Consider the following 24,335-nt stretch of genomic DNA (forward strand, 5'->3'; position numbering starts at 1 on the left):
CTCACCCATGGACTTCATGCAAACCCTGATCAGCGGCCGTCTGGTGCGCCGCTACAAGAGGTTTCTGGCCGATGTGATCCTTGACGACGATGGCAGCGAGATCACCGCCCATTGCGCCAATCCGGGGTCGATGCTCGGCCTCAATGCGCCCGGATCGCGCGTTTACCTGTCCCGCTCGGACAATCCGGCGCGCAAGCTGCCGCTAAGCTGGGAACTCATCGAGGCCGATGGTGTTCTGGTCGGCATCAGCACGGCCCATCCCAACCGGCTGGTCGAAGAAGCGATCCTGGCAGGTTCCGTGCCTGGCCTGTCAGGCTATCCGCAGCTGCGCCGCGAGGTGAAATACGGGGTGAATTCCCGCATCGATATCCTGCTCGAGGCGCCGGACCGGCCGCGCTGCTACGTCGAGGTGAAGAACGTCCACCTGATGCGCCAGCCGGGTCTTGCCGAGTTTCCTGACAGCGTGACGGCGCGCGGCGCGAAGCACCTGCGCGAACTGTCCGACATGGTGCGTGAGGGCCATCGGGCCGTCATGGTTTATCTGGTGCAGCGGCCGGACTGCGACCGCCTGGCCATGGCCAGCGACATCGATCCTGCCTATGCCGAGGCGCTTGTCGAGGCCCGCGCTGCGGGTGTCGAGGTCATCGCCATCGGCTGCTCCGTCACGCCTGAAGCGATCCGGGTCAACCGGGTTGTTGAGGTGGTTTGAGACGGGCAGACGCCTGCGCCATCAACTTCGTCGCTCCTGCGCAGGCAGCAGCCAAGTAACCCCGGTCCCAGTTGTTGAGATCAGCGGTTGTGCCAGCCCCCAAGACGGAATGGGTTGCCGCTTGTGTGCCGTATCCGGCCGCCTCGTTTACTGGGCTCCTGCCTTCGCAGGAGCGACGAGGGGAGGCGCCGCTCGGCAGCGGCAGCCCTTGTCTCGTTCCGCAATCCGGCCTGATCAGGCTTGCGGTCCCTGGATCACGACGATGCGGGTGCCGTTGGGCACGCGGTTGTAGAGATCGATCACGTCCTGGTTGATCAGCCGGACGCAGCCCGACGATACGGCGGTGCCGATGGTCCAGTATTCGGCCGAACCGTGGATCCGGTAGATCGTGTCGCGATTGCCCTCGAAAATGTAGAGCGCACGCGCGCCCAGCGGGTTGGTCAGGCCCGGGGGCATGCCATTGCGGAAGGGTTCCAGTTCCGGCTGACGGGCGATCATCTCCGCCGGCGGCGTCCAGACCGGCCATTCGCGCTTGTAGGCAATCCGGGCCGTGCCGCCCCAGGAGAAGCCGGCGCGGCCGATGCCGACGCCGTAGCGCATGGCCTGTCCGCCTTCCATGGTGAGGTACAGGAAGCGGTTGGGCGTGTCGACGATGATCGTGCCGATCGGCTCGTTCGAGGCGTAGGGCACGACCTGACGATAGTAGATCGGGTTGACCTTGCGCAGGTCGACAGCCGGCACGGGGAACTGTTCGTTCGGCATGGCGGCATACATGCGCAGGTATTCTTCAGGAATGCGCGGACCCGACGGCTGATACGGCTCGTAGGGCATTCCGGGGGACGGGATCGGCTGGGTGTAGCGCGTGGTGCATCCGGCGAGCAGGGTCGCAGAAGCTGCGGCCAGGAGCTGGCGGCGGGAAAGCAACATGAAACAACCTCGATGTTGGGCGCGGGTCCGGCGGGAGGAGGGCCGAACCTGTTGTCCTTGTGTCTCAGATTCAACTTGCCGGGAGCTTAAGGGCCCGGCCGTCATGCGAAATTCTCTTGGACCCCGGCCCGTTTTGGCGGCGGAACATCCGTCTCCCGGGGCGCATTCGCATGGGCAGTGATCTGGAACGGCGGTCGCGGGTGAACGCGCCAGCCGGACGCATGTTCCATCGTAAGCGTCGGTTCAGGCCGGAAGTCCGGGCATTTGGCCTGCAGGCAGCGTTTCAGTCCGCCAAGGTCCGCGCGCTGCCGGTCATCCTTGAGCACAACGAGCCGTACGACCTCGGCCCGCCACCCATGCACAGACAAGTTGCCGGGCGCAGGCGCCGTGACCGGGCGCACCACGATCAGCACAAGCGCCATCAGGGCGAGAAAATGTCCCCCCCAGAGCAGCAGCCTTCTTGGCCAAGGATCTGTGCCGTTAAAAAAACTCATGTCCCCGCATCGCGGCAGAATGTGGCGCGGATTGGGACAGACGGCGTCAAATGGCCGTGAGGGCAGTGTGAACGGTCAATTTCAGTCCGGTGTGACTTTTTCGCCTCGGTGCGTTGCGCCCGAGGCAGACGTGCTCAAGCGGTGTCATGACACTTGCGCCAGCCCGCAGGAGCCTCGCAGCCTGTCCCTCCCTGTTGGGGAGTTCCGTGGCGAGGCCGCTGTTCTTGCCAAGGCACGGGTCTTAATTTTTCGTCATGGTCGGGCTTGTCCCGACCATCTGCTGGTCTTTGACTTGCGCAGATCCTCGGCACAAGGCCGAGGATGACGAAGGAGAGGTTTCCGGTTTGCTGGCAGTCTGCGGGCGTCTGTCCAGCTGCCTTCCAACCGCCGGTCTCTCAGCCGGCCGTGTTCTTGTTCAGCGGCGGCTGGAACTGCCAGCCCATGTCCCAGGGGAAATAGATCCAGGTGTCCTGCGACACTTCGGTCACGAAGGTATCAACCAGCGGCCGGCCCATCGGCTTGGCATAGACGGTGGCAAAATGCGCCTTCGGCAGCATTTCGCGCACGACTCGGGCGGTCTTGCCGGTGTCGACCAGATCGTCGATGACCAGCACGCCATTGCCGTCGCCGCCTTCAAGGCCGATGACCTTCGGATCGATCGGCTTGATCACATGCAGCGAGCCCTGGTTCTCGTAGTTGTGGTACGAGGCAATGCACACCGTCTCGATCATGCGGATGCCGAGTTCACGTGCGACGATGGCCGCCGGGACCAGACCGCCACGGGTGATGCAGACGATGGCCTGCCATTCGCCCTGGCCGGAGAGGCGCCAGGCAAGCGCGCGGGCATCGCGGTGGAACTGGTCCCAGGAAACGGGAAAGGCCTTGTTCTGCTCGGGGTTTTCCATCTTTCAGTGTCCTTGCGGCCGTAGCCGATTGCGTTGAGCCCTGTGCGGGGCCGTCCTGTGTCAGGTTCCCTTCGCCGCCTGGGCGGCTATGGCCGCAGCGACGGCGGCCTCGACCGCGGCCGCGACGGGGCCAAGCCGCTCGGCATCGCGGGCGCGCAGCACCACCTGGGTGCTGAACCGGCCGTCGATGCTGCGGGGATAGGAGCCGATGATGACATCCGGGTTCTCGCCCTGGATGGTTCGAAGCGCATCCGCGATGCGGCTTTCGGGAAGATCCGCGTCGACGGTTTGCGAGATGATCTTGCGGCCGCTGCGCAGGGTCGGGGCGATGGCATCCAGCATCGCCTGCATGATCGAGGGGACACCGGCCATCACATGCACGTTGCCAATCCGGAAGCCCGGTGCCTTCGACACCTTGTTCTCGATCAGGTCCGCGCCCGCCGGAATGCGGGCCATGCGCTGACGTGCGGGCGTGAATTCGCCGGGGGGATAGTGCGCGGACAGGATCGCCATGGCGCGCGGATCGTGGTCGATCGACACGCCAAAGGCCTTGGCAATGCTGTCGGCGGTAATGTCGTCGTGGGTCGGGCCGATGCCGCCCGAGGTGAAGACATAGTCATACTGGCCGCGCAGCGCATTCACGGCCTCGACGATACGCGCCTCGATATCAGGGACAACGCGCACTTCCATCAGGTCGATGCCGGCCATGGCCAGGAAGTCGGCGACATAGCCGATGTTCTTGTCCTTGGTGCGTCCGGACAGGATCTCGTCTCCGATGACGAGAAAGGCGGCCGTCACGATCCCTTGCGATGCGTCGTCCATGCAGTCCTCTTCAGCGACCGGTTTGCCCGGCCTCCTGAAAGCCCGCCGGGCGTCCGTCCTGCCGCGTCAGGCGCAGGCCGGTTTCTGCCTTTATCGCAAGCGCGGGTTTCGCTCAAGCGGTGCTGCTGTCGCGCCAGCCGTAGATCCAGTCCATCCGCTTCAAAAGCCGCTCTGGCGAGCTTGCCTTCAGCACCGCGTCACGCGCGAGGCAGGCGGGCCAGGACATATGGTAGATGGTGGCGTTGGCGCTGGCGGCTTCCTGCACATGGGCCGCGCGCGGCTGGCGCTGACGCTGGTAAGCGGCAAGCGCGGCCGGAACATCCTTCGCGCCCTGCATCAGCCGGCCCAACACGGCGGCATCCTCGATCGCCATCGCAGCGCCTTGCGCGGCAAACGGCAACATCGCGTGGGCGGCATCTCCCAGCAAGGCGATACGTCCCTTTGCCCAGGGCGTGCCGGCGTCGACGGCGCACAGCGCCCACCGCAGCCAGAGGTCAGGGATGTCCATCACGGCGCGGATCTCGGCCGGCCAGTCGGCAAAGCGGCTCAGCAGCGCGTCCCTGTCGGCCGGTTCCGACCAGCCATCCGCATCCCAGTTCTCCTCGACGAGGGCCACGAGGTTGAACTCGCGGCCGGAGCGGACCGGATAGTGGACAAGATGGGCCTTCGGACCAAGCCAAAGCCCGGTTTCCGTCATCAGCACGTCGGGGACGGCGCTTGCCGGCAGGGTGGCGCGATAGGCGGTACGGCCAGAGAACCGTGCCTCCGGCCCTTTCATGACACGCTGGCGGACTTCGGAGCGCACGCCATCGGCGCCGATCAGGGCGCAGGCGCTGATGCGGCGCGCGCCACTGGCCGTAGTAATCCCGGCCTCGATGCCGGTGCCTGTGTCCGTCACCTCGCCAAGACTTGCACCGAGGGTCAGCGTGATCGCCGGTGTGTTGCTGACAGCATCGAGCAGCACTTTTTGCAGATCCGCCCGGTGCAGCACCAGATAGGGCAGGCCATAGCGCTCACGGGCGACAGGACCAAGCGGCACCCGCGCAAGATCGCGGCCATTGCGGGCGCTGCGGATGCGCACGGTCGCCGGCTCTGCCGCCTTGGCTTCAAGTTCGGGCAGCAGGCCAAGGCCAGCCAGGACGCGCAGGGCATTGGGCGACAGCTGCAGTCCGGCACCTACTTCCGCCAGCCGCTCGGTGCGCTCGATCAGCTCGACGCGGTACCCGGCCCGCGCCAGGCAAAGCGCAGCCGTGAGACCGCCAATGCCGGCACCGACAACGGCAACTGGCTGGGCGGGAAGAGAGTGTGTCATGGGAGGGCCCGCAAACGTTCGGGACTAAGGTCTGGACGAAAGTCAGGGCAGGCAGCTGACCCGGGCGACGTCATCAAGGATCAGATGATCCATGGATCGGATGATGCGCCGGATCAGCAGGGTCAAAGTCCTGCCCCGTCTCCTTGCTCGGCCAGAAACCGGCCCGGGAGCGGGGCAGGTGATCTTGATCAGGCTGCCGCCGGCACCCAGACGCTGTCAGCCGGTTCCGCCTGGCCAGCCTTCAGCGACGGATTGTACTTGTACAGCGTCGAGCAGTAGGGGCAGACGATCTGGTCCTCGTGGCCGAGATCGAGGAACACATGCGGATGGTCAAAGGGCGGATTTGCCCCGATGCACATGAACTCGCGCGCGCCGATCTCGATGCAGTCGTGGCCGCTGGTATTCTGGAAATGCGGGACAACATGATCCGCCATGGCACCTGTCCAAATGTCTCACTTACCGAAGATGGTGGCCGAACATACTGTCTTGTTGCGGCAAAGGGTAGGGCTTTTGCGGCGATACACACATTCGCCGCAGGCTGCTTGCGTCCAACATCTTCCTGCGAACCGCAGGATCGATTTCCGGCCTTTGCGCACCGGCGCCGAATGCGTAAGGTACAGACCAGACGATATTCCTTTAACGTAAGCGTCAAGGTGACCATGCTGAAGTTTTCCGGCGACGGAGTAGACATCGCCTATCTGGACGAGGGCGAGGGGGAGCCGATCCTTCTCATTCACGGTTTTGCCTCCAACAAGACCGTCAACTGGGCCTATCCGGGCTGGGTGGACCTGTTGCGCAAGGATGGCCGCCGGGTGATTGCCCTCGACAATCGCGGTCATGGCGACAGCAGCAAGTTCTACGATCCGGCCGACTATGGTGCGCCGATCATGGCCGAGGATGCCCGCCGCCTTCTCGATCACCTCGGCCTCGATCAGGTCGACGTCATGGGCTATTCCATGGGCGCGCGCATCTCCGCCTTCCTCACCCTCAACCACCCGCAGCGTGTCCGCCGCGCCATTTTCGGCGGCCTCGGCTATGGCATGGTGAATGGCGTCGGCGATCCGGAGCCGATTGCGCGTGGTCTGGAGGCCGACAGTCTTGCCGATGTGCCCGACCGCACCGGCCGCGCTTTCCGCGCCTTCGCCGAGCAGACCAAGTCGGACCGCAAGGCGCTGGCGGCCTGCATCCGCTCGTCGCGCCAGAAGATCACCGAGGAAGACGTCGCCCGCATCCGCCGCCCGGTTCTGGTGGCGGTCGGGACCAAGGATGACATCGCCGGCTCGCCCGAAGATCTGGCGGCTCTCATCCCCGGCGCGCGCGTGCTCGACATCCCCGGCCGCGACCATATGGTCGCCGTGGGCGACAAGGTGTTCAAGCAAGGTGTTCTCGACTTCCTTGCGGAGACAGACTGATGGTCAAGGCGCTCTCCTTTACCGGAGCGGAAGGCAACAGGCTCGTCGCTGACCGGTTCGGCGAGGAGGGCGCGCCGGTCCTGCTGCTGCATGGCGGCGGTCAGACCCGCCATGCCTGGGCCGGGACAGGGGAGCGTCTGGCCCGCGCAGGCTTCAGCGCGGTCTGCCTCGACCAGCGCGGCCATGGCGAGAGCGACTGGGTTCCCTCCGGCAACTACACGTTCCTCGATTTCGGCCGCGACCTCGTGCGCGTTGCCTCGACACTCACAGCCGAACAGGGCCGGCGTCCGGTGCTGATCGGCGCGTCCCTTGGCGGCCTCGCCGGCATTCTCGCCGAGGGGCATCTTGCTCCCGGCAGCCTGTCCGCCCTGGTGCTGGTCGACATCACGCCACGGGTCGATCTTGGCGGGGCGTCGAAGATCGTTGAGTTCATGTCCGCCAACATGACCGACGGCTTTGCCAGCGTCGAGGACGCGGCAGACGCCATTGCCGCCTATCTGCCGCATCGCCCCCGGCCAGCCTCGCTTGAGGGACTTGCCAAGAACCTGCGCCCGACTGCGGACGGCCGCCTGCGCTGGCACTGGGATCCGCGCTTCATCTCCGCCCGTCATTCGGATGGCGATGTTGCCCGGGCCATGGCCGAGGACGAACTGATCGCCGCCGCCCGCCACCTGGCCTTGCCGGTGTTGCTGGTGCGTGGCGGACGCTCGGAGCTGGTGTCAGAGGCCCATGTCGAGGAATTCCAGTCCCTCGTGCCCCATGCCCGTTTCGTTGACGTCGAGGCTGCCGGCCACATGGTCGCCGGCGACCGCAATGACGTCTTCACCGATGCGCTGGTCGATTTTCTCGAGACCCTTGAGGCCCCTGCCGCACCGGTGTGACCTGGCCGGGCTTTCGTGAATCGCCCCAACAGCTTGCCTGCATCGGCTCATCCCGTCGTCGGTGATGCCCTGAGAGGGTGATTCAAGCGCTTGCTGCTCTGATTCAGATTCAAGTGATATTGTTTCGCAGGATCAGTCAGTTACACCCGTTTCCTTGCGTGTGTTATTTTGTCCGGACCTCCACGTTTCGTCATGCCATGGCTCGACCATGGCATCCATGCCGTGACTTCTCATCCCGCTATGGCGTCTGCATGTTGTGCCGTTCCGATCTCGCAGCCTGAACTCGCCGAGAGGTATCGGCATGGATGCCATGATCAAGTCATGGCATGACGACCGGGGGAACGTGGTTCCAATTCGGGGTCGGAACATAGGCCTCTGCAGCAGCATCACCGCCAGTCGCGCGGCCTCAAGTCCTTCGTCATGCCATGGCTAGACCATGGCATCCATGCCGTGACTTCTCATCCCGGCACGGCGTTTGCAATCTGGACTATCCCCATCTCGCAGCCTGAACTCGCCGACAGGCATCGGCATGGATGCCATGATCAAGTCATGGCATGACGACCGGGGGAAAGTGGTTCCAGTTCAAGGCAGGGACATCAGCCCCTGTTACAGCGCCGCTGCCAATCAGGTCCTACTCCCCCCGAAACACCGGGCTGCGCTTCTCCAGGAACGCCGTCCGCCCCTCGGCGAAGTCGGCGCTGTCAAAGCAGCGCTCGGCCGCCGCATGGGCACCGGACAGGTCGCCGCTGGAGAGAGAGGTCAGTGCGGCCTTGGTGGCGGTGATGGTCAAGGGGGCGTTGTCGGCCAGCGTTGCCGCGAGCGCGCGTGTTTCTTTTTCCAGCTCGTCCGCGTCGACCAGCCGGTCGATCAGCCCGATCCGCTCCGCCTCGGCAGCGTCAATGCGGCGGGCGGTGAAGACAAGGTCCTTGGCCCTGGCCGCTCCGGTCAACGCTACAATGTCAGCGAGGGCTGTCGGCGGATAGGCTATGCCCAGCCGGGCAGCTGGAATTCCGAAGCTGGAGCCCCTGGCTGCGATCCGCAGATCACAGGCCGCTGCCAGACCCACGCCGCCGCCCAGGCAATGGCCGCGGATCATGGCGATGGTCGGCTTCGGGCTGGCGCGCAGCGCATCGAACGCGGCGACATTGATCGCCTCATAGGCCTTGGCATCCTTGGCGTTGCCGCGCAGCGCCGCGAATTCCGAAATGTCCGCCCCGGCGACGAATGTTTCCTCCCCGGCGCCCCGGACGATGATCACCCGGACCTGCGGGGCGGCGACAGCCTTGTCCACCGCCTCCGGCATCGCCTGCCACATTGCCAGTGTCAGGGCATTGCGGCGCTCCGCATTGTCGATGGTGATGAAGGCCAGCGCTCCCTCGATCGTGACTGTGATGCAGCCGTGGCGTGCGGGCAGGTTCATGGTCAGATGGTCCTTGCGATGCTAGCGTCTGGCGCTGTACGAGATGCGGACGATTGCTGCGGGCGGGCTGGCGCGATCAAACACGGACCAGACCTTGCGAAGCGCTTGGGCGCTCCTAACTGTGTGTGAACCGTGTTCGCGTACAAGCCAGCCAATGGTATGGCCGGCATGGTCCTTGTGGTAACATGTCCCAAACGGTTTCGGCTTGAGACGGTGCGCGTCGCGCGACCGGCCTTTGAAGGAGACAAGCCATGGTGAATTCCAATCTCCGGCCGGCGGCTGGCTCGATTGCGCTGCATGATCCTGCTTGGCGGCAGATGCGCGAGGAAGCGGAGCGGATGGTCGTGGACGAGCCGGCGCTGTCCTCCTTCGTCTATGAGACCGTGCTCAATCACCAGCGTCTGGAAGACGCGGTGATCCATCGCCTCGGTGACCGGCTCGGCCGCGACGTCGTCTCGGCCTCTCTGATCCGCCAGACCTATCAGGAGGCACTGATCAGCGAGCCGGATCTCGGCGAGATCTTCCGCGTCGACATGATGGCCGTGTTCGATCGCGACCCGGCCTGCAATCGCCTGCTGGAGCCGGTGCTCTATTTCAAGGGCTTCCATGCGCTGCAGACCCACCGCCTTGCCAACTGGCTGTGGCGCCAGGGCCGCAAGGACTTTGCCCTCTATCTGCAGAGCCGGTCCTCGGAAGTGTTCCAGGTCGACATCCATCCGGCGGTGCCGGTCGGACGTGGCATCTTCATCGACCATGCCACCGGCCTCGTTGTCGGCTCGACGGCGGTCATCGAGGACGACGTCTCGATCCTGCAGGGCGTGACGCTGGGCGGTACCGGCAAGGAGCAGGGCGACCGTCATCCGAAGATCCGCAAGGGTGTCCTCATCGGTGCAGGCGCGAATGTTCTCGGCAACATCGAGATCGGGCGCTGCTCACGCGTTGCCGCAGGCTCGGTCGTGCTGCAGGACGTTCCGTGCAACACCACGGTCGCCGGCGTGCCGGCGCGGGTTGTCGGCAAGGCCGGCTGCGCCGAACCGGCGCGCTCGATGGACCAGCTGCTGGCCGACAAGGGTCTGACTGAATAATCCGGTTTGTTTACGCCCGCAAAGGATCACGGGGATAGCCGAACTGTGCGGTTGGCTCCCCGTTCCGATCGTGTAGGGTCGCCACCGGTTTGACATTGATGGCTTCACCTGCCAAACGGACCCGCCTCGGGCTCCGGACAGGAGCCATCTTCCGGCATAGCCGGTCCCGACCCGGACAAGGAGCGACACGACGATGAAATCCGATGAAATCAAGAAGATCGAGGCGTACCTGCGCCGCAAGTTCAACCTGCCGGCGATCAAGCTGCAGGCCCGCCCGCGCAAGGACGACTCGGCTGAGGTTTACATCGGCGACGAATTCATCGGTGTCGTGTTCCGTGACGACGAGGACGATGAGCTGAGCTGGAGCTTCCAGATGGCCATCCTCGAGATGGACCTGGAAGAAGACGCAGACTGATCTGCGATCCTCGCCTGAAGCCTCTGCTGCCCCGGCCCTGTGCCGGGGTTTTGCGTTTCAGAGGATTGCCGCCACCGCTTCGGCCAGTATCTGCCGGCGGCTGCCGCTTCAGTTCAGACGCATCCCGTCGATCCTGTCGAGGATCCGGCGGTCCATCCGGCCCCAGTTGGCCAGCGCGCTGCGCTGGAAGCGGTAGCTGACGACGAGATCGTCAGCCAGCCGGAGGTCGCGGAAGCAGCGCGCAGGTCCGTCAGCCGGTGTCTGGCAGCGGGCGATGAAGCCGTTGGGCTGACCGGCCTCGAACACAATCACATCGTCGCCGCTGCCGGCCTTGCCGGACATGTCCAGCAGCGCGAGCCCGGCCGGGCCCTGTGTGTCGTGACTGGTTGCAAGGCGCCGGTAGACGCTGTCGAGCCGCTCGGACAGGGTGGCAACCGAGCGCGTGGCGATCAGGTCGACAGAAATCCAGACCTCCGCCGCTTGAGTGTCTCCGGAGAAACCCTCCAGTTGCGGCCAGGACATTTCCAGTGCGAGCCGTTCGCTTCTCTGGCCCTGAATGCGCTGCTCCGGGCGCGGAATCATGTTCGCAGGAATGAGGAGCTCGTGCCGCCCGGCGCTCACCTGGACAGGCCGGCGATCCGTCGTGCGTGGATCTGCCGAGGCGGCCACATTGGCCCAGCTCATTGCGAGATTGCCGAGATAGGCCAGGGACAACAGGACGAGCAGTGCCGTCATCGCCGTAAAATGCAGCGGATTGCAGCCGGTTGGGCGGGGCAGGGTCGAGGGCCGCATCAGCGCATCGCTCTCCCGGTCAGGTCTGCTGTGCCGCAATGGACGTGCCAGAGCGAAACACGCGTTTCATTGCAGGACGTCCAGGTGGGGCGAATATTAAACATTCGTTAGGGTTTCTGTTTCGTTAAGGCTGCCGCGAGAATCGGCACGATCATTGCACTTGACCCTTCGAACTCATTCGGGCAGCTTCTGCCGCAATAGTTAACAGAGGGTTAACACGTGTATTTCGAGCTTATCCTCGCCGTGTATATGGGCTGTGCCGGATTTGTAGCTGCCGGGCTCCTTGGCAGTTTCTACCAGCTGGTCACCAACTCGCCGCCGCGCTTCCATGTGCGTCTGGAAACCCTCATCGGCACGGTCTCGTCCTGCCTGATGTGCGCCTTTGCCGGCCCCTTCATCATCATGCGCAATGCCATTCGCGGCCGGCGCATCGAGAACCGGCCAATCGCCTGGCTCGTCGCATCCTCGACCATTGCCTGCATGTGGAGCGTCTGCTCCGGGCTTGTGATGATGCGTTTCGTTGTCGGGATCGCGCAGAGCCTTTGACAGGTTGCGCCTGCGGGGAGAAACGCCATGCCGGTTTATGCGCTTGACGGTGTGTCGCCCGAGTTGCCCGCACCTGGTACGTTCTGGGTTGCCCCGGATGCACAGCTTGTTGGCCGCATTCGTCTGGAGACGGATGCCAGCGTCTGGTTCGGCGCGGTGCTGCGCGGAGACAACGAGCTGATCCATGTGGGGCTGCGCTCCAACGTGCAGGATGGCTGCGTCCTGCATACGGACATGGGCTTTCCGCTGACCATCGGCGCGGACTGCACGATCGGTCACAAGGCGATCCTGCATGGCTGCAGCATCGGCGAAAATTCGCTCGTCGGCATGGGCGCAACGATCCTGAACGGGGCGAGGGTCGGCCGCAACTGCATCATCGGGGCCAATGCCCTGATTGCCGAAGGCAAGGAGATCCCGGACAATTCACTCGTGGTGGGAATGCCGGGACGCATAATCCGGGTGCTGGACGAAGACGCCGCCGCGCGCAACAGGCGCTCTGCGGAAGGCTATGTACGCAACTGGCGCCGCTTTGCTGCCGGGCTTGTTGCGCTGTAGGCGCGGCTCGCCCAGAAGACATCCCTGCGGCGCGGGACAAGACGTGCGCCGCCCGTTCCGCCGCCTGAAAAAGGCGGGAGCCGACTTGCGGGGGCAAGCCGGCTCCCACGACCCGGTCGTGGTAGGGATGGGGAGGGTGGGGACGCGACCGGGCCGGATTGCGTCAGGAACTCCCTGATGGTCTAGTTTCCAATACTCGCCACTGTGGTGACGCGGGTATCGGAAATGGCCGTCCACTGGGACGGATTGGTGGTCGACTGCCGCTTCACATAGCGATAGGGCGTCGAGTACCAGGGCAGGACAACCTCGATCTGGTTGTCCAGGACGACATCACCCTGGTCGGTCCGCACGGTCAGCACCGCATGGCCTTCGTTCTTGAGGTCCTTGACCACCGTGATCAGCAGGGCGCTTGCCGGCCATCCGGCCTTGACGAGCTGCCTTTGCTTCTCGAGCACATATTCCTCGCAGTCGCCGGCACCATTGGTCGGATAGGTCCAGTACTCGACGGTCCCGAACAGATCCTTGTCGGTCACCGGCCGGATTGCCTTGTTGACCTTTTTGTTGATGGCGATCAGCTCGGACCAGCGCTGCTCCGACAGCTTCACCACCACTGGCTTGGCGGTGCCGCCAGTGCAGGCAGCGGGGTTTTCCTGGCAGAAGGTCTGGTGACCGACTGGCGCAGTCGCCGTACCAGTCATGGCCATGAACCGACCAGGATTTGCATGTGCTGCCGTGATCATGGCCATTGCCGAGATGCAGCTTGCAGCGAGTGTAAGTTTGACTTGCGTCTTTGATCTCATGTTGTCGCCCTCCCCAAGGCTGAGGACAACATGACATTTGCAATTTTACTTCGGCATAAGCCGCGACGTTGCCTTTTTCTAAAACGAATACAAAGATTTACGATAGTTTTATTTTGATTTTACTAAAGATCATCTCAACCTTGAGCTGTCTTTGAATCAAGTTTTATCGAAATCCCCTAAGTGACTGGAGAAAAATGGGAAAAGCCGCTTCAGATGCAGCGCCAGCACACCGCTCAACGGTCACGTCTGGGTGCAATTTGGCGCGCGTGTGCCGTCAGAAACACGTTAGGAGAGTGGAAACCATGCCGAGAACTCGGGGAATTTCTTGTGCGGCGTAACGTTTCGCAGGCCCCAAACGCCAACGGCCGCCCTTGTGGGGCGGCCGTTCTGCAGAATGATTGATCTCGGAAGGGGGCGGATCAGCCCGCCGGCGTGGTGCTGTCACCTGAAATCTGCTGCTCCAGCAGCGCCTGGTTCTGGATGACGGCGAACTCGACCGCCAGCCCGTCCTCGAGATGACGCACCACACGGCCGCGCATCTTGCCAAGGCCCAGTTCCGTTCCGATCGGCGGACGGGCCGGGCAGGACAGGGCGGCGCCCGACAGCGAGATGTCGAGGATGCGGCACATGTAGGCCGTTCCATCCGGCAGCACGATGCGTGTCACCGGGTTCTTCGGAATGAAACGTTCGTGGCGGCGGTCTTCCGGCAGGTTCAGTTCATGCCGGTTCGCCAGCCAGGTCAGCACGGAGGCAAGCTTGTCGCGCCTGCGGGGCGTCGTGTTGAGCGCAACAGCAAAGCCGCCCTCGATCTCGCGGGCAATCGTGCCTTCGACGCGGCCGATGTGGTCGAGATAGGCCACGACCTTCTCGCCGATACGGCCGGCGACCGGCGTGATCATGGCAAGACCGCCGGGCGACATGTTGATCACCTGACAGGGATACTCCTGACGATTCTCAAGCATGAAGCGGCCAAGGATGTTCACCCGCACGCGCTGGTGACGGCGTCGGTCAGTGCCTTTTACGGCAATGTTGATCGACATTTTCGCGGCCTGCGCGGTCGCCATGGCTTCCCTGGTCCTTGTTCCGGCGGCAGATGGATCTGGTGCCGCAGGGAAAGGGTATGCAGGGAGGGTTAACATCCCGTGATTGTTGCGGACGAGCTCAGGCCTTGCCGCCGTCGATCACTGTCAGGTGACGCACCTGCCGCGCCGCGCTCATCAGGGCTGGTGGTACGATTGTGCCTTCAAAGCTGCCGGCCATGTGTCCGGAGATGTGTCCGGTCATCGGATTGGTCCGCGGCATCATCGGCACCGGGCTGCGGCTTTCATTGCTGCTGGCGATGAAATGCGGCCGCTCATCCGGCCAGATCAGGCGCAGGCTGGAGATCGACTGGTTCAGGATCGGATGCAGCCCCAGCCAGTAGGGCCGTTCGAAATAGGCGCAGGCGCCGAGAATGCGGCTGCGTCCCTCGCCGGGCACCTGAAGCGGCAGCAGCAGCATTTCCATCTTCAGCACATGGTTGCGCTCGGTGTGCCCGTCGATGCCGAGAACGGCCGCTGCACCGTCCTCGGTGATGGCCGCCAGCATCGTTGCCATGGCCTCGCGGTCCTGATCGCCCCAGCCGCGCAGGAAATTGCGGCTCTTCAGTTCGCGGCAATGGGTCGAGCAGAGCCGCGTCCCGGCGAGGCGATAGCGGTACGTGTCCTTGTCGATCGCTTCCAGGATGAATGTGTCGCCCAGCAGTGTGCGGATGCGGCCGGGATCGATTTCGGAGCGGTTCGGAGCAATGCGGCTGCCGCGCAGTTCGTCCCAGTACTGGTACAAGGTGCGGTTGATGGTGTGCTTCATGGTGCCCCTGGCCCTTCCCGGCGATCAGATCAGCGGTCATTCCCGTCCCGGAGCGGGACAGCCATGGCCGCGAAAACGTTAACTGCCGTTTACCAAGCACGTGCCGTGCCAGCCTGCCGGACTGGTGCTGCGCGGAGGATGGAAAGGATTTGGTAAGGTTAACGGGACCTTTCGCTTGCCGTTACGTTTGCTTGTGCCAAGCTCTGGCTCACAGCGACCCGAGATCTGGAACAACAGACCGGTCATGCGGCGGCAGCCCTCAGGGCATCTGGAATTATCGGACTACAAGGGGAGCGCGGAGACGCGACAGGAGCAGCGCCTGCTGCCGGGGCACCGGCGGCGGGCGCGCTTCGTTTTGGGGCAGGGGAACGTAGAAGGTGCTGTCCCGGTTTCATTCCGGGCCAATGGACAGGCGTCTGGATATCGGACAGCGCCGCGCTTAAGTCTCGCACAAGACTTCAGAAGGATAACCGGCGACCATGAGTGATCCCCAACCCTGGACCCCGCCCGTCCCGCAGCAGACGCGGCCGCCTGCCGTCCCGATGTTCAACCTGCCGCCGGTGATCGTGGCCTTCGCGGCGATCCTGACCGGCATCCATGTGCTGCGCCAGTTCGTGTCGCAGGATGTCGACTTCGAAATCATCCTGCAGTTTGCCTTTTGGCCGCTGCGCTATTCCGATGCGCCGCTGGCCGCCGAATTGCCCCAGGGTGGCGCGGATGTCTGGTCCTTTGCCAGCTATGCCTTCCTGCATGGCGGCTGGGAACATCTCATCTTCAACCTCGCCTGGATGGTGGCCTTCGGCAGCGCGATTGCGCAGCGCTTTGGCGCCTTCAGCTTCACAGTCTTCTTCGCGGTGACAGCAGCTGGCGGCGCCTTGCTGCATCTGGCCCTGCATCCGGGACAGGATATTCCCGTGATTGGCGCATCGGCCGCCGTATCCGGCCTGACCTCAGGTGCGCTGATGTTCGTCTTCCAGCGCGGCGGACCACTCGGCGGCGGACACCGCAGCAACCCGGCCTCCTATCTTGTGCCGTCCATGACCCTGGCCGAGCTTCTCAGCAATGCGCGGGTCCGCATGTTCTTCCTGATGTGGATGGGCCTCAATCTGGTCTTTGGCCTCTGGGCCGGGCCGGTCTTTGGCGGTGACATTGCCTGGGAGGCGCATGTCGGTGGCTTTGTCACCGGGCTTATCGCCTTTCCGCTGATGGATCCGGTTCGCCGCCGCGCCTGACAGGGGACCGCCTTACGCAGGGTTTGCGCCCGGCAGTCTTTTTCTGTCATCATCACCTGACACCGGTTTGCGGGGAGGAACGCAAGGCGGGACGAAGACAGAAAGAGGGAGCGCGCGCATGACTGTTGCCATGATCCTGAATGAGAAGGGGCGCGATGTCGTCACGGCGAAAGCCACCGACACGGTCGGCGATATCTGCAAGACCCTGTCGGAGAAGCGCATCGGTGCCATCCTGGTCACGAATGCGGCGGGTCAGATCGAAGGGATCGTTTCGGAACGTGACGTCGTCCGTGTCATCGGCAAGGACGGCCCTTCGGCGCTGGAACAGTCCGTTGACAGCGTCATGACCCACGCGGTGGTCACTTGCGCCGATACGGATACCGTCAACTCCGTCATGGCCCGGATGAGTGCGGGCCGCTTCCGTCACATGCCGGTCGTGTCCGGCGGCAAGCTGGTCGGGCTGGTTTCGATCGGCGACATCGTCAAGCACCGCATCGCCCAGATCGAGCGGGAAGCCGCGCAGATGCGCGATTACATTGCGATGGCATGATCAGAACTTTGCCGCGCCCGACACAGGGCGCGGCTTTCCGGCGTGCGGCCAGCATTTATTCGTGGCTGTGGCCGTAGACCTCGGCCGGGTCGTAGACCTTATGGTCCTCCACCAGCCTCAGGCCGACGCGGCCGTCGTCATGGGCAACGAGGGCCCGGTGGAAGCAGGAGCGGTAGCCGGTGTGGCAGGTGGCGCCGTTGCCGCCCACATCCACCTTCAGCCACAGGGCGTCCTGGTCGCAGTCAGTGAGAATTTCGCGCACGCTCTGCACCTGGCCGGAGGTGCCGCCCTTCTTCCAGTACTCCTGCCGCGAGCGGCTCCAGTACCAGGCCTCGCCGGTCTCGATGGTCTTGCGCAGGCTTTCGGCGTTCATGTAGCCGACCATAAGCAAATCGCCGCTCGTGGCGTCACACACCACGGCGGCGATCAGGCCGTTTTCATCGAATTTGGGCTGGAAGGCGAGGCCGTTCTCGACCTCGCTGCGCGAGCCGCGTGGCTCGAATTCCTGGATGGACACGTCAAATCCCCGTCGCTGGTGCGACGGGCTTAACGGGACCCGCCGCGGATCAAAGTCAGGAAGCGGGCCTGTTCGGCCGGGTCATCCCGGAACAGGCCGGTAAACTGCGTCGTGATGGTCGACACGCCCGCCTTCTGGACGCCGCGCATGGTCATGCACTGATGCTCTGCCTCGAGCATCACCGCGAGACCGCGCGGCTGAAGATGCTCGTCAATGGCCGACACCACCTGCGACGTCAAGTTTTCCTGCGTCTGCAGGCGGTTTGCATAAATGTCGACCACGCGTGCCAGCTTGGACAGGCCAACCACGCCGCCATTCGGGTAATAGGCGATGTGGGCCGTGCCGATGAACGGCAGCATGTGGTGCTCGCAGTGCGAATGGAACGGAATGCCGCGCACCAGGATCATGTCCTCGAAGCCGCCGACGTCCTCGAAGGTCCGCTCCAGATGTTCGGCCGGGTCCTCGAAATAGCCGCCATACAGTTCGGCAAAGGACTTCACGACGCGCTTCGGCGTGTCAAGCAGGCCCTCGCGTTCCGGATCATCGCCGAGATACGCCAGGAGGGTGCGAACGGCAGCTTCTGCCTGCTCGCGGCTCGGGCGCGCGATTTCATGCGGCGCCCTGCGCACAGCAGTCTTGTCAGCCGGCTTCACGATGGCATCCATGGTCAGTCCTCATAAGCTCGCTTCATCATGGGTCAGTACGGACCTGCCTGCAATCCGGATCACGTTGCAATGCGAACGGAGCGATGACGAAACGCGCGATCGGTGAATTTCCCGTCACCAGACCAGACGGATCTTTGGCCGTTCTGATGACAATCGGGAGGCTGCACCAACGCGTGGAACGCTCTATATAGGAAGAAACTGTGGCCGGCAAAGCGTCTGGCCGTGTTAGCGCGCCTGCCTGCTGTGTCTCGCGGGCGCTCGGATGGATGGCCATGCTCGACGACATCTACAACGCCCGCATCCTCGAACTTGCCGGAAACATCCCCCGTCTCGGCCGCCTTCCTGCGCCTGATGCCTCCGCCAAAGCCCATTCCAAGCTGTGCGGGTCGACCGTCCTTGTCGACCTCAAGGTCGAAGACGGCATCGTCACGGACTTTGCCCATGACGTGAAGGCCTGTGCCCTCGGGCAGGCTGCCTCCTCGATCATGGCCCGCAGCATCATTGGCGCCAGCGCCAGCGAACTGCGGGACCTGAAGCGGATAGCCACGGCCATGCTGAAGGAAAACGGCCCGCCACCCGAGGGCCGCTTTGCCGATTTCCGCTTTCTCGAGCCGGTGCGCGACTACAAGGCCCGCCACGCCTCAACCCTTTTGACCTTCGACGCCGTTGTCGATGCGCTCGACCAGATCGAGGCGAAGACCGCGGCGGGCTGAACGCCGGTCTTCCATCTCGCCGCTGGCGAGATCTGGACACAGGTAGGGCAGGAGACAGGGAATGTGCGGGAATTGCCCGGACCACGGCAAACCGGCTGACGAGACCCGCGCGTTCTGTGACGAAAGATCCGTGTCCGAACCGTCGTCATCCCGCCGGTCGCTGTCCAGCCTGTCTCCGGCTGCCTGGCTCGCCCTTGGCCTCATCTGGCTTTACAGGCATTCGCTGTCGCTGGTCATGGGACGCGGCTGCCGCTATGCGCCCACCTGTTCCGACTACACCAGCCAGGCGATCATCCGCTTCGGCTTCTGGGCCGGCGGCTGGCTCGGCCTGTCGCGCATCCTGCGTTGCAATCCCTATGGCGCGTCCGGCTATGACCCGTTGCCCGACACGCTTGATCCGTCTGCGCGCTGGTATCTCCCCTGGCGCTATGGCCGCTGGACCGGTGCCCACATTCCGCCCGAACAGCGCTGGCAATAACGGCTGCTAGCTGGATGTCTGTCGCCAAACTGTTGCACGAACGGTCTATTTTCGTTGCCTTGTCGCATCAATCCGGTGCGGAGCTGAAGCGCGGTGGCCGCCTGTGGTTGCTGGTTTGGGCAAAATCCCGTATGGAAACGCCGTCCTTTGACCCCCAACGCTTACCTGCCTCGTCTGCAGGAGTGAGCAGGAGACAACGATGATCCATCTGACGTTCCCCGACAATTCCGTACGCTCTTATGAGGCTGGCACCACCGGAGCGGCCGTCGCCGAGGGCATTTCCAAGTCGCTGGCCAAGAAGGCCGTTGCGATGACCCTTGATGGCGAGCTGCGCGACCTGTCCGATCCGATCTCTGCCGATGCCCGCATCGAGATCGTGACCCGCGAGGACCCGCGCGCCCTTGAGCTGATCCGCCACGACGCGGCCCATGTGATGGCCGAAGCGGTGCAGGAACTGTGGCCGGGGACCCAGGTCACCATTGGACCTGTGATCGAGAACGGCTTCTACTACGACTTCAAGCGCGTCCATCCGGACACCCGTGAGGACTGGCCCTTCACGCCCGAAGACCTGCCGGTCATCGAGAAGAAGATGCGCGAGATCATCGCGCGCGGTGCAGCCTTCACCAAGGAAGTCTGGAGCCGCGAGGAGGCCAAGCGCTTCTTCGCTGCCAAAGGCGAGACCTACAAGGTCGAACTGATCGACGCCATTCCTGAAGGCCAGGATCTGAAGATCTACCGCCAGGGCCAGTGGCTTGACCTCTGCCGTGGGCCGCACATGGCCTCGACGCGCCAGATCGGCGATGCCTTCAAGCTGATGAAGGTCGCCGGCGCGTACTGGCGCGGTGACAGCAACAACGAGATGCTGACCCGCATCTACGCGACCGCCTGGGCCAACGAGGCGGATCTCAAGGCCTATATCCACATGCTGGAAGAGGCCGAGAAGCGCGATCACCGCAAGCTTGGCCGCGAGATGGACCTGTTCCACTTCCAGGAAGAAGGTCCGGGCGTCGTGTTCTGGCATGCCAAGGGCTGGAGCGTGTTCCAGAGCCTTGTCGCCTACATGCGCCGCCGCCTCGCCAACACCTATGACGAAGTGAATGCGCCGCAGGTGCTCGACACCTCGCTGTGGGAGACCTCCGGTCACTGGGGCTGGTACAAGGAGAACATGTTCTCCGTGCAGTGTGCTGACCCGGAAGCGGAGGACGAACGCATCTTCGCGCTGAAGCCGATGAACTGCCCGGGTCACGTGCAGATCTTCAAGCACGGCCTGAAGAGCTACCGCGACCTGCCGATGCGTCTCGCCGAATTCGGCGTGGTGCACCGCTACGAGCCGTCCGGCGCGCTGCATGGCCTCATGCGCGTGCGCGGCTTCACCCAGGACGACGCCCATGTCTTCTGCACGGAAGAGCAGATGGCGGCCGAGTGCCTGCGCATCAACGACCTCATCCTGTCGGTCTACAAGGACTTCGGCTTCGACGAGGTCGTGGTCAAGCTGTCGACCCGTCCGGAAAAGCGCGTTGGTTCAGACGAGCTGTGGGATCACGCCGAAGAGGTGATGACCCGCGTCCTGAAGCAGATCGAGGATCAGTCGGGCGGGCGCATCAAGACCGGCATCCTGCCGGGCGAGGGCGCTTTCTACGGGCCGAAGTTCGAATACACCCTGCGCGATGCCATCGGCCGTGACTGGCAGTGCGGCACCACCCAGGTGGACTTCAACCTGCCGGAACGCTTCGGGGCCTTCTTCGTCGACAAGGACGGTGAGAAGAAGACGCCGGTGATGATCCACCGCGCCATCTGCGGCTCGATGGAACGCTTCCTCGGCATTCTCATCGAGAACTTCGCCGGTCACTTCCCGCTCTGGCTGGCGCCGAAGCAGGTGGTCGTGGCCACCATCACCTCCGAGGCTGATGACTACGCCCGGGATGTGCATGCGGCCATGCGCAAGGCGGGCCTGCGTGTCGACCTTGATCTTCGCAACGAGAAGATCAACTACAAGGTCCGCGAGCACTCGCTGGCCAAGGTGCCGGTCATTGTCGTCTGCGGCAAGCGCGAGGCGGAGGAACGCACGGTCAACGTGCGCCGTCTGGGTGCCACAGACCAGACATCGATGAGCCTTGACGATGCGATTGCAGCGTTTGTCGAGGAAGCGGTCGCGCCGGACCTGAAGCGCGCGCGCGACTGAGCCGCAGCAGACGGCTTGTCGCTAACAGAAAACTTGCCGTAGCGGGAGATTGTCCTGCTGCGGCACTTGCCAGACCGGTGCGGGTGGGCTCACCCTTGCCATTGAGACGAGGTCAAAGGCTGGTCCCGGTCGCCGGGGCGGCTGAAGCTGATGGATGCCAGCGGTGGAACACGCGGAGTTCAGCTATGCCAATCCAGATCACCCCCCGCTGAAACGCTGGGTGATCCGAGGCGTTGAGGGCCTGTCCGGCCGTCGCCGGCTGTTGTCCATCTATGAACAGTGGAAGGCAGCGGCCGTCGGTGTCTCGCCGCAGATCTGGACCGAGCTGCTGCGCCTCATCGACCTGCGCGTCTGGTTCGCCTCGGGTGAATGGCCGCCCAAGCTTCCCGAAGGCCCGCTCGTCATCATCGCCAACCACCCCTATGGCATCGGTGATGGCCTTGCGATCCTGTCGCTGGCCGAGCAGCTGGGCCGCCCGTTCAAGATCCTCATCAACAACGAGCTGCTGAAGGTGCCGGAAGTGCGGCCCTATTCGCTGCCGGTCGATTTCGAGGAGACGGAAGAGGCGTTGCGCACCAACATGCACACGCGCCGCGAGGCGCTGCGCCTGCTGCAGGAAGGCGTCACCGTCATCGTGTTCCCCGGCGGCGGCGTTGCCACGGCCAAGAAGCCGTTCGGCCGGGCCGAAGAGCTGCCCTGGAAGAACTTCACTGCCAAGATGATCCGGTCTTCCAAGGCGACCGTGCTGCCGATCTATTTCGAGGGCCAGAACTCGCCGCTGTTCCATTTCGTCAGCGGCTTCTCGCTGACCCTGCGGCTCGCCCTCCTGGTGCGTGAATTCCGCCGCATCCTCGGCTCGGCCATCGTCGTGCGCGTCGGTCAGCCCATCCCTTACGACGATGTTGCCGGCTTCAAGGACCAGAACGGCGTCATGGCGTACCTGCAGCAGCGGGTGCTGGATCTTGCCCAGTCTCCGGCGCCACGCCCGCCGCGCAACTGGTTCGAGCGCCGCATCACCGGCCCGCTCAAGGCCAAGCTGGGCTGACGTATCGGCTGGGTCTGTCCCCCAGACTCAGTTTGATGTCCCTTGCGTCCGTGCCAGCACCTCGACCTCGCGGTTCTCGCCGGAGACGACCGTGAAGTTGCGGCTGTAGTTGACGCCGTTGTTGCGGGCGATGACCTCATATTCGCCGGCGGCCAGCACGAAGTTGGGAAACGCGCCGGTCTCTTCCACGACGATATCACCACCGGGCGTCAGCACGGTCCAACCCGTGTTGGCAATGGCCTCGCCACCGGTATCATTGACCAGCTTTAGCGTCACTTCCGCCGCTTCATGGAACAGGGTCACCGAGGTCAGTTTGCCCGGGTCCACCGTGATATCCGCGCGGACCACGGCATTCACCGCACCATAACGGCTCGCCACGTGATAGGTGCCGGACCCCAGCCGGATGATGGTGTCCGGTTTGACCCCGCCGACAATCAGCACGCGCTCGCCTTCGGCATTGTAGTCCATGCCATAGATGTCGAAGCGGAGATCTTCCGGCGGCAGCGGATCGTCGGCGCTGAGACCTGCGTCCAGCTTGACCCCGCCGGCATTCAGCACCACGGCCTTGGAATAAACCCCGCGCCCGACGACCAGCCGGTTCGTGACACCGGCATGGCCATAGGCTGTGTTGATGAGATAGGCGCCCGGATCCAGCCGGAACTCGGCATCCCCGCCCATGGCGGTTGCGACCAGTTCCAGATGCCCGTCTTCCTTCGGTGTTTCCGAATAGACGCGCCAGACCAGACCGTCGTTGATTTGCGTGCCGCCGTCAGTCAGGCGCGCCACCAGATAAACCGCGCCCTTGTTCATGTCGTCCGGCTCGCCGCGTGTGCCGGGCAGGCTGGAGGGGGCATAAGGCACCAGTGTGTCGTTGAAACCAGAACTGGGGGCCTGCGTGCTGGCTGCGCCAGTGGTCATCGCCGGAAGCGGTGCCTCGACAAATCCGGTGCTGGCCGGCTCATCCAGTGGATTGGGCAATCCGCTGACTTCCGGCGCCTGTGGATCCGGCTTGGCGGCTGGAACGGTGACCAAAGTCTCCGCAGCCGTCTGGGCAATCACCTGTCCTGTCAGTGGCAGCAGCGCGAGTGTCGCAAGGAGAGCCGTCGCGAAGACGGACGAAACAGCTTTAGACAGGCAACGTGCTCGCTGTCGTTCGTGCGTGCGTGCACTGTCCCGCCACGCGCGGCCGCCTGTTCGCGTCTGCAATGCAAGACGCGAGACCGATGCCACCTGATTGAATGCGCTGGCTTTTGTCACGCAGCCGTTTTCCCCGTTGCGCCGCCCGGGCTGGATCAGCGGCGGTGTGTGATGAAGTCCGGAAAATCGGGCGTTTTCAAGTCCGATGCAAGCCCGCATCGCTGCCCCGGTTGACAAGGGCAGGGGAAAGCCTGCCAGATGCGGCCACTTTCGACCTGTTTCAAAAAGAGCCGCCGATGTCTTCCCACACTCCCGCGCGTCCCGAGGTGCTCGATTTCCTGCTGAGCCGCCGGTCCCACCCCGCCGTCAGCCTCGGTGAGCCGGGCCCGGACGGCGAAACCTTGCAAAAGATCCTGACGGCCGCCGCGCGCGTGCCGGACCACGGCAAGCTCGCGCCCTGGCGCTTCGTGCTGTACGAGGGCGATGCCCGCAACCGAATCGGCACGCATCTCGCAGCTCTCGCCGAGACCCGCTTCGGCCCGCTGGACGAGGCCCGCCGGCAGCAGGAACTCACCCGCTTCACCCGCGCGCCGCTCGTCGTCGGCGTGTTCAGCCGTGCCGCCGTGCATCCCAAGATCCCGGTCTGGGAACAGGAACTCTCCGCCGGTGCCGTCTGCATGACGCTGGTCACCGCCGCCACCGCTGCCGGTTTCGGCGTGCAATGGGTCAGTGAATGGATCGCCTTTGATGCGGAAGCCATCGCCTATCTCGGCGGCCAGCCCGACGAGAAGGTCGCCGGCTTCATCCACATCGGCACCGCAATGCAGCCGCCGTTCGAACGTCCCCGGCCGGATCTTGCCGAGATCGTCACGACCTGGACCGGTGCCTGAGCC

28 protein-coding genes are annotated in these 24,335 nt (G+C 64.0%); 14 read left to right on the top strand and 14 right to left on the bottom strand.

What is annotated here, in order from left to right; all coding sequences use genetic code 11:
• Nucleotides 1-7: 7 nt before the first annotated feature.
• Nucleotides 8-709, top strand: a complete 702-nt coding sequence (gene sfsA, locus OVA12_RS07215) for a DNA/RNA nuclease SfsA (protein WP_268135813.1) — start codon at nucleotides 8-10, stop codon at nucleotides 707-709.
• Between the two features lie 234 nt (nucleotides 710-943).
• Here sfsA and OVA12_RS07220 read toward each other — a convergent pair whose 3' ends face one another.
• From OVA12_RS07220 to OVA12_RS07245, 6 genes are all read right to left on the bottom strand, one after another.
• Entirely contained in the window at nucleotides 944-1,636 is a 693-nt protein-coding gene (locus OVA12_RS07220) for a L,D-transpeptidase (protein ID WP_268135815.1), read from the bottom strand.
• A 101-nt stretch (nucleotides 1,637-1,737) separates the two neighbouring features.
• A complete protein-coding gene (locus OVA12_RS07225) occupies nucleotides 1,738-2,058 on the bottom strand; it encodes a hypothetical protein (RefSeq protein WP_268135817.1) in 321 nt (106 codons plus the stop codon).
• A 467-nt stretch (nucleotides 2,059-2,525) separates the two neighbouring features.
• Nucleotides 2,526-3,035, bottom strand: coding sequence for a xanthine phosphoribosyltransferase (gpt, locus tag OVA12_RS07230; protein WP_106755336.1), 510 nt, complete (start codon nucleotides 3,033-3,035; stop codon nucleotides 2,526-2,528).
• Nucleotides 3,036-3,095: 60 nt separating this feature from the next.
• Nucleotides 3,096-3,857, bottom strand: a complete 762-nt coding sequence (locus tag OVA12_RS07235) for a competence/damage-inducible protein A (protein ID WP_268135820.1) — start codon at nucleotides 3,855-3,857, stop codon at nucleotides 3,096-3,098.
• A gap of 112 nt (nucleotides 3,858-3,969) precedes the next feature.
• Nucleotides 3,970-5,169, bottom strand: coding sequence for an FAD-dependent oxidoreductase (locus tag OVA12_RS07240; RefSeq protein ID WP_268135822.1), 1,200 nt, complete (start codon nucleotides 5,167-5,169; stop codon nucleotides 3,970-3,972).
• Between the two features lie 188 nt (nucleotides 5,170-5,357).
• Complete coding sequence (locus tag OVA12_RS07245; RefSeq protein WP_106755339.1) at nucleotides 5,358-5,603, bottom strand: zinc-finger domain-containing protein; 246 nt, start codon at nucleotides 5,601-5,603, stop codon at nucleotides 5,358-5,360.
• 225 nt (nucleotides 5,604-5,828) lie between these two features.
• Here OVA12_RS07245 and OVA12_RS07250 point away from each other — a divergent pair, with 225 nt between their 5' ends.
• Nucleotides 5,829-6,581, top strand: coding sequence for an alpha/beta fold hydrolase (locus OVA12_RS07250; protein WP_268135823.1), 753 nt, complete (start codon nucleotides 5,829-5,831; stop codon nucleotides 6,579-6,581).
• Nucleotides 6,581-7,462 carry an alpha/beta fold hydrolase gene (locus OVA12_RS07255; RefSeq protein ID WP_268135825.1) on the top strand — a complete coding sequence of 294 codons (882 nt, stop codon included), beginning with the start codon at nucleotides 6,581-6,583 and terminating at the stop codon, nucleotides 7,460-7,462. The genes OVA12_RS07250 and OVA12_RS07255 overlap by 1 nt, the downstream gene beginning before the upstream one ends.
• A 631-nt stretch (nucleotides 7,463-8,093) precedes the next feature.
• Here the strand turns inward: OVA12_RS07255 and OVA12_RS07260 are convergent.
• Complete coding sequence (locus OVA12_RS07260; protein WP_268135827.1) at nucleotides 8,094-8,882, bottom strand: enoyl-CoA hydratase; 789 nt, start codon at nucleotides 8,880-8,882, stop codon at nucleotides 8,094-8,096.
• A gap of 251 nt (nucleotides 8,883-9,133) precedes the next feature.
• Between OVA12_RS07260 and cysE the strand changes: the two genes are divergently transcribed.
• Both cysE and OVA12_RS07270 read left to right on the top strand, forming a co-directional pair.
• Complete coding sequence (cysE, locus tag OVA12_RS07265; protein ID WP_268135829.1) at nucleotides 9,134-9,967, top strand: serine O-acetyltransferase; 834 nt, start codon at nucleotides 9,134-9,136, stop codon at nucleotides 9,965-9,967.
• 193 nt (nucleotides 9,968-10,160) lie between these two features.
• The gene (locus OVA12_RS07270) at nucleotides 10,161-10,382 is read left to right on the top strand and encodes a DUF3126 family protein (RefSeq protein ID WP_268135831.1); all 222 of its coding nucleotides are present in this window, start codon (nucleotides 10,161-10,163) and stop codon (nucleotides 10,380-10,382) included.
• 108 nt (nucleotides 10,383-10,490) lie between these two features.
• Here OVA12_RS07270 and OVA12_RS07275 read toward each other — a convergent pair whose 3' ends face one another.
• Nucleotides 10,491-11,174 carry a hypothetical protein gene (locus tag OVA12_RS07275; RefSeq protein WP_268135833.1) on the bottom strand — a complete coding sequence of 228 codons (684 nt, stop codon included), beginning with the start codon at nucleotides 11,172-11,174 and terminating at the stop codon, nucleotides 10,491-10,493.
• A gap of 219 nt (nucleotides 11,175-11,393) precedes the next feature.
• On the opposite strand from OVA12_RS07275, the gene OVA12_RS07280 reads away from it, so the two are divergent.
• Together OVA12_RS07280 and OVA12_RS07285 are read left to right on the top strand one after the other, a co-directional pair.
• Complete coding sequence (locus OVA12_RS07280) at nucleotides 11,394-11,720, top strand: DUF6949 family protein (RefSeq protein WP_268135835.1); 327 nt, start codon at nucleotides 11,394-11,396, stop codon at nucleotides 11,718-11,720.
• Between the two features lie 27 nt (nucleotides 11,721-11,747).
• Complete coding sequence (locus tag OVA12_RS07285; RefSeq protein WP_268135837.1) at nucleotides 11,748-12,275, top strand: gamma carbonic anhydrase family protein; 528 nt, start codon at nucleotides 11,748-11,750, stop codon at nucleotides 12,273-12,275.
• Nucleotides 12,276-12,457: 182 nt separating this feature from the next.
• Here OVA12_RS07285 and OVA12_RS07290 read toward each other — a convergent pair whose 3' ends face one another.
• From OVA12_RS07290 to OVA12_RS07300, 3 genes are all read right to left on the bottom strand, one after another.
• Nucleotides 12,458-13,015, bottom strand: a complete 558-nt coding sequence (locus OVA12_RS07290) for a transglutaminase-like cysteine peptidase (RefSeq protein WP_442793853.1) — start codon at nucleotides 13,013-13,015, stop codon at nucleotides 12,458-12,460.
• Between the two features lie 479 nt (nucleotides 13,016-13,494).
• Nucleotides 13,495-14,139, bottom strand: coding sequence for a PilZ domain-containing protein (locus tag OVA12_RS07295; protein ID WP_268135841.1), 645 nt, complete (start codon nucleotides 14,137-14,139; stop codon nucleotides 13,495-13,497).
• A gap of 97 nt (nucleotides 14,140-14,236) precedes the next feature.
• Nucleotides 14,237-14,923: a PAS domain-containing protein gene (locus tag OVA12_RS07300; protein WP_268135843.1), complete on the bottom strand. Its 687-nt coding sequence runs from the start codon at nucleotides 14,921-14,923 to the stop codon at nucleotides 14,237-14,239.
• Between the two features lie 479 nt (nucleotides 14,924-15,402).
• On the opposite strand from OVA12_RS07300, the gene OVA12_RS07305 reads away from it, so the two are divergent.
• Both OVA12_RS07305 and OVA12_RS07310 read left to right on the top strand, forming a co-directional pair.
• On the top strand, nucleotides 15,403-16,155 hold the full coding sequence (locus OVA12_RS07305) for a rhomboid family intramembrane serine protease (protein WP_268135845.1): 753 nt from the start codon (nucleotides 15,403-15,405) through the stop codon (nucleotides 16,153-16,155).
• A 118-nt stretch (nucleotides 16,156-16,273) separates the two neighbouring features.
• Nucleotides 16,274-16,705: a CBS domain-containing protein gene (locus tag OVA12_RS07310; protein ID WP_268135847.1), complete on the top strand. Its 432-nt coding sequence runs from the start codon at nucleotides 16,274-16,276 to the stop codon at nucleotides 16,703-16,705.
• A gap of 55 nt (nucleotides 16,706-16,760) precedes the next feature.
• Here OVA12_RS07310 and hisI read toward each other — a convergent pair whose 3' ends face one another.
• Together hisI and folE are read right to left on the bottom strand one after the other, a co-directional pair.
• Nucleotides 16,761-17,222, bottom strand: coding sequence for a phosphoribosyl-AMP cyclohydrolase (hisI, locus tag OVA12_RS07315; RefSeq protein WP_439529838.1), 462 nt, complete (start codon nucleotides 17,220-17,222; stop codon nucleotides 16,761-16,763).
• 29 nt (nucleotides 17,223-17,251) lie between these two features.
• The gene (gene folE, locus OVA12_RS07320; RefSeq protein WP_268135849.1) at nucleotides 17,252-17,887 is read right to left on the bottom strand and encodes a GTP cyclohydrolase I FolE; all 636 of its coding nucleotides are present in this window, start codon (nucleotides 17,885-17,887) and stop codon (nucleotides 17,252-17,254) included.
• Between the two features lie 272 nt (nucleotides 17,888-18,159).
• Between folE and OVA12_RS07325 the strand changes: the two genes are divergently transcribed.
• From OVA12_RS07325 to OVA12_RS07340, 4 genes are all read left to right on the top strand, one after another.
• Complete coding sequence (locus tag OVA12_RS07325) at nucleotides 18,160-18,600, top strand: iron-sulfur cluster assembly scaffold protein (protein ID WP_106755346.1); 441 nt, start codon at nucleotides 18,160-18,162, stop codon at nucleotides 18,598-18,600.
• 130 nt (nucleotides 18,601-18,730) lie between these two features.
• Nucleotides 18,731-19,078 carry a membrane protein insertion efficiency factor YidD gene (gene yidD, locus OVA12_RS07330; RefSeq protein WP_268135853.1) on the top strand — a complete coding sequence of 116 codons (348 nt, stop codon included), beginning with the start codon at nucleotides 18,731-18,733 and terminating at the stop codon, nucleotides 19,076-19,078.
• A gap of 199 nt (nucleotides 19,079-19,277) precedes the next feature.
• Entirely contained in the window at nucleotides 19,278-21,260 is a 1,983-nt protein-coding gene (thrS, locus tag OVA12_RS07335; RefSeq protein WP_268135854.1) for a threonine--tRNA ligase, read from the top strand.
• Nucleotides 21,261-21,423: 163 nt separating this feature from the next.
• A complete protein-coding gene (locus OVA12_RS07340) occupies nucleotides 21,424-22,305 on the top strand; it encodes a lysophospholipid acyltransferase family protein (RefSeq protein ID WP_268137045.1) in 882 nt (293 codons plus the stop codon).
• 27 nt (nucleotides 22,306-22,332) lie between these two features.
• On the opposite strand, the gene OVA12_RS07345 is transcribed toward OVA12_RS07340, so the two are convergent.
• Nucleotides 22,333-23,364, bottom strand: a complete 1,032-nt coding sequence (locus tag OVA12_RS07345) for a hypothetical protein (protein WP_268135856.1) — start codon at nucleotides 23,362-23,364, stop codon at nucleotides 22,333-22,335.
• A 374-nt stretch (nucleotides 23,365-23,738) separates the two neighbouring features.
• Between OVA12_RS07345 and OVA12_RS07350 the strand changes: the two genes are divergently transcribed.
• Nucleotides 23,739-24,332, top strand: a complete 594-nt coding sequence (locus OVA12_RS07350) for a nitroreductase family protein (RefSeq protein ID WP_268135858.1) — start codon at nucleotides 23,739-23,741, stop codon at nucleotides 24,330-24,332.
• Nucleotides 24,333-24,335 lie beyond the last annotated feature (3 nt).

It is taken from the genome of Pannonibacter sp. SL95 (genome assembly GCF_026672425.1).
Taxonomy (GTDB): Bacteria; Pseudomonadota; Alphaproteobacteria; order Rhizobiales; family Stappiaceae; genus Pannonibacter.

What these genes read in the sequence shown, in the direction of transcription:
- sfsA (WP_268135813.1), top strand. Translation starts at nt 8, where the DNA reads ATGGACTTCATGCAAACCCTGATCAGCGGCCGTCTGGTGCGCCGCTAC.
- OVA12_RS07220 (WP_268135815.1), bottom strand. Translation starts at nt 1,636, where the DNA reads ATGTTGCTTTCCCGCCGCCAGCTCCTGGCCGCAGCTTCTGCGACCCTG.
- OVA12_RS07225 (WP_268135817.1), bottom strand. Translation starts at nt 2,058, where the DNA reads ATGGCGCTTGTGCTGATCGTGGTGCGCCCGGTCACGGCGCCTGCGCCC.
- gpt (WP_106755336.1), bottom strand. Translation starts at nt 3,035, where the DNA reads ATGGAAAACCCCGAGCAGAACAAGGCCTTTCCCGTTTCCTGGGACCAG.
- OVA12_RS07235 (WP_268135820.1), bottom strand. Translation starts at nt 3,857, where the DNA reads ATGGACGACGCATCGCAAGGGATCGTGACGGCCGCCTTTCTCGTCATC.
- OVA12_RS07240 (WP_268135822.1), bottom strand. Translation starts at nt 5,169, where the DNA reads ATGACACACTCTCTTCCCGCCCAGCCAGTTGCCGTTGTCGGTGCCGGC.
- OVA12_RS07245 (WP_106755339.1), bottom strand. Translation starts at nt 5,603, where the DNA reads ATGGCGGATCATGTTGTCCCGCATTTCCAGAATACCAGCGGCCACGAC.
- OVA12_RS07250 (WP_268135823.1), top strand. Translation starts at nt 5,829, where the DNA reads ATGCTGAAGTTTTCCGGCGACGGAGTAGACATCGCCTATCTGGACGAG.
- OVA12_RS07255 (WP_268135825.1), top strand. Translation starts at nt 6,581, where the DNA reads ATGGTCAAGGCGCTCTCCTTTACCGGAGCGGAAGGCAACAGGCTCGTC.
- OVA12_RS07260 (WP_268135827.1), bottom strand. Translation starts at nt 8,882, where the DNA reads ATGAACCTGCCCGCACGCCACGGCTGCATCACAGTCACGATCGAGGGA.
- cysE (WP_268135829.1), top strand. Translation starts at nt 9,134, where the DNA reads ATGGTGAATTCCAATCTCCGGCCGGCGGCTGGCTCGATTGCGCTGCAT.
- OVA12_RS07270 (WP_268135831.1), top strand. Translation starts at nt 10,161, where the DNA reads ATGAAATCCGATGAAATCAAGAAGATCGAGGCGTACCTGCGCCGCAAG.
- OVA12_RS07275 (WP_268135833.1), bottom strand. Translation starts at nt 11,174, where the DNA reads ATGCGGCCCTCGACCCTGCCCCGCCCAACCGGCTGCAATCCGCTGCAT.
- OVA12_RS07285 (WP_268135837.1), top strand. Translation starts at nt 11,748, where the DNA reads ATGCCGGTTTATGCGCTTGACGGTGTGTCGCCCGAGTTGCCCGCACCT.
- OVA12_RS07290 (WP_442793853.1), bottom strand. Translation starts at nt 13,015, where the DNA reads ATGATCACGGCAGCACATGCAAATCCTGGTCGGTTCATGGCCATGACT.
- OVA12_RS07295 (WP_268135841.1), bottom strand. Translation starts at nt 14,139, where the DNA reads ATGGCGACCGCGCAGGCCGCGAAAATGTCGATCAACATTGCCGTAAAA.
- OVA12_RS07300 (WP_268135843.1), bottom strand. Translation starts at nt 14,923, where the DNA reads ATGAAGCACACCATCAACCGCACCTTGTACCAGTACTGGGACGAACTG.
- OVA12_RS07305 (WP_268135845.1), top strand. Translation starts at nt 15,403, where the DNA reads ATGAGTGATCCCCAACCCTGGACCCCGCCCGTCCCGCAGCAGACGCGG.
- OVA12_RS07310 (WP_268135847.1), top strand. Translation starts at nt 16,274, where the DNA reads ATGACTGTTGCCATGATCCTGAATGAGAAGGGGCGCGATGTCGTCACG.
- folE (WP_268135849.1), bottom strand. Translation starts at nt 17,887, where the DNA reads ATGGATGCCATCGTGAAGCCGGCTGACAAGACTGCTGTGCGCAGGGCG.
- OVA12_RS07325 (WP_106755346.1), top strand. Translation starts at nt 18,160, where the DNA reads ATGCTCGACGACATCTACAACGCCCGCATCCTCGAACTTGCCGGAAAC.
- thrS (WP_268135854.1), top strand. Translation starts at nt 19,278, where the DNA reads ATGATCCATCTGACGTTCCCCGACAATTCCGTACGCTCTTATGAGGCT.
- OVA12_RS07350 (WP_268135858.1), top strand. Translation starts at nt 23,739, where the DNA reads ATGTCTTCCCACACTCCCGCGCGTCCCGAGGTGCTCGATTTCCTGCTG.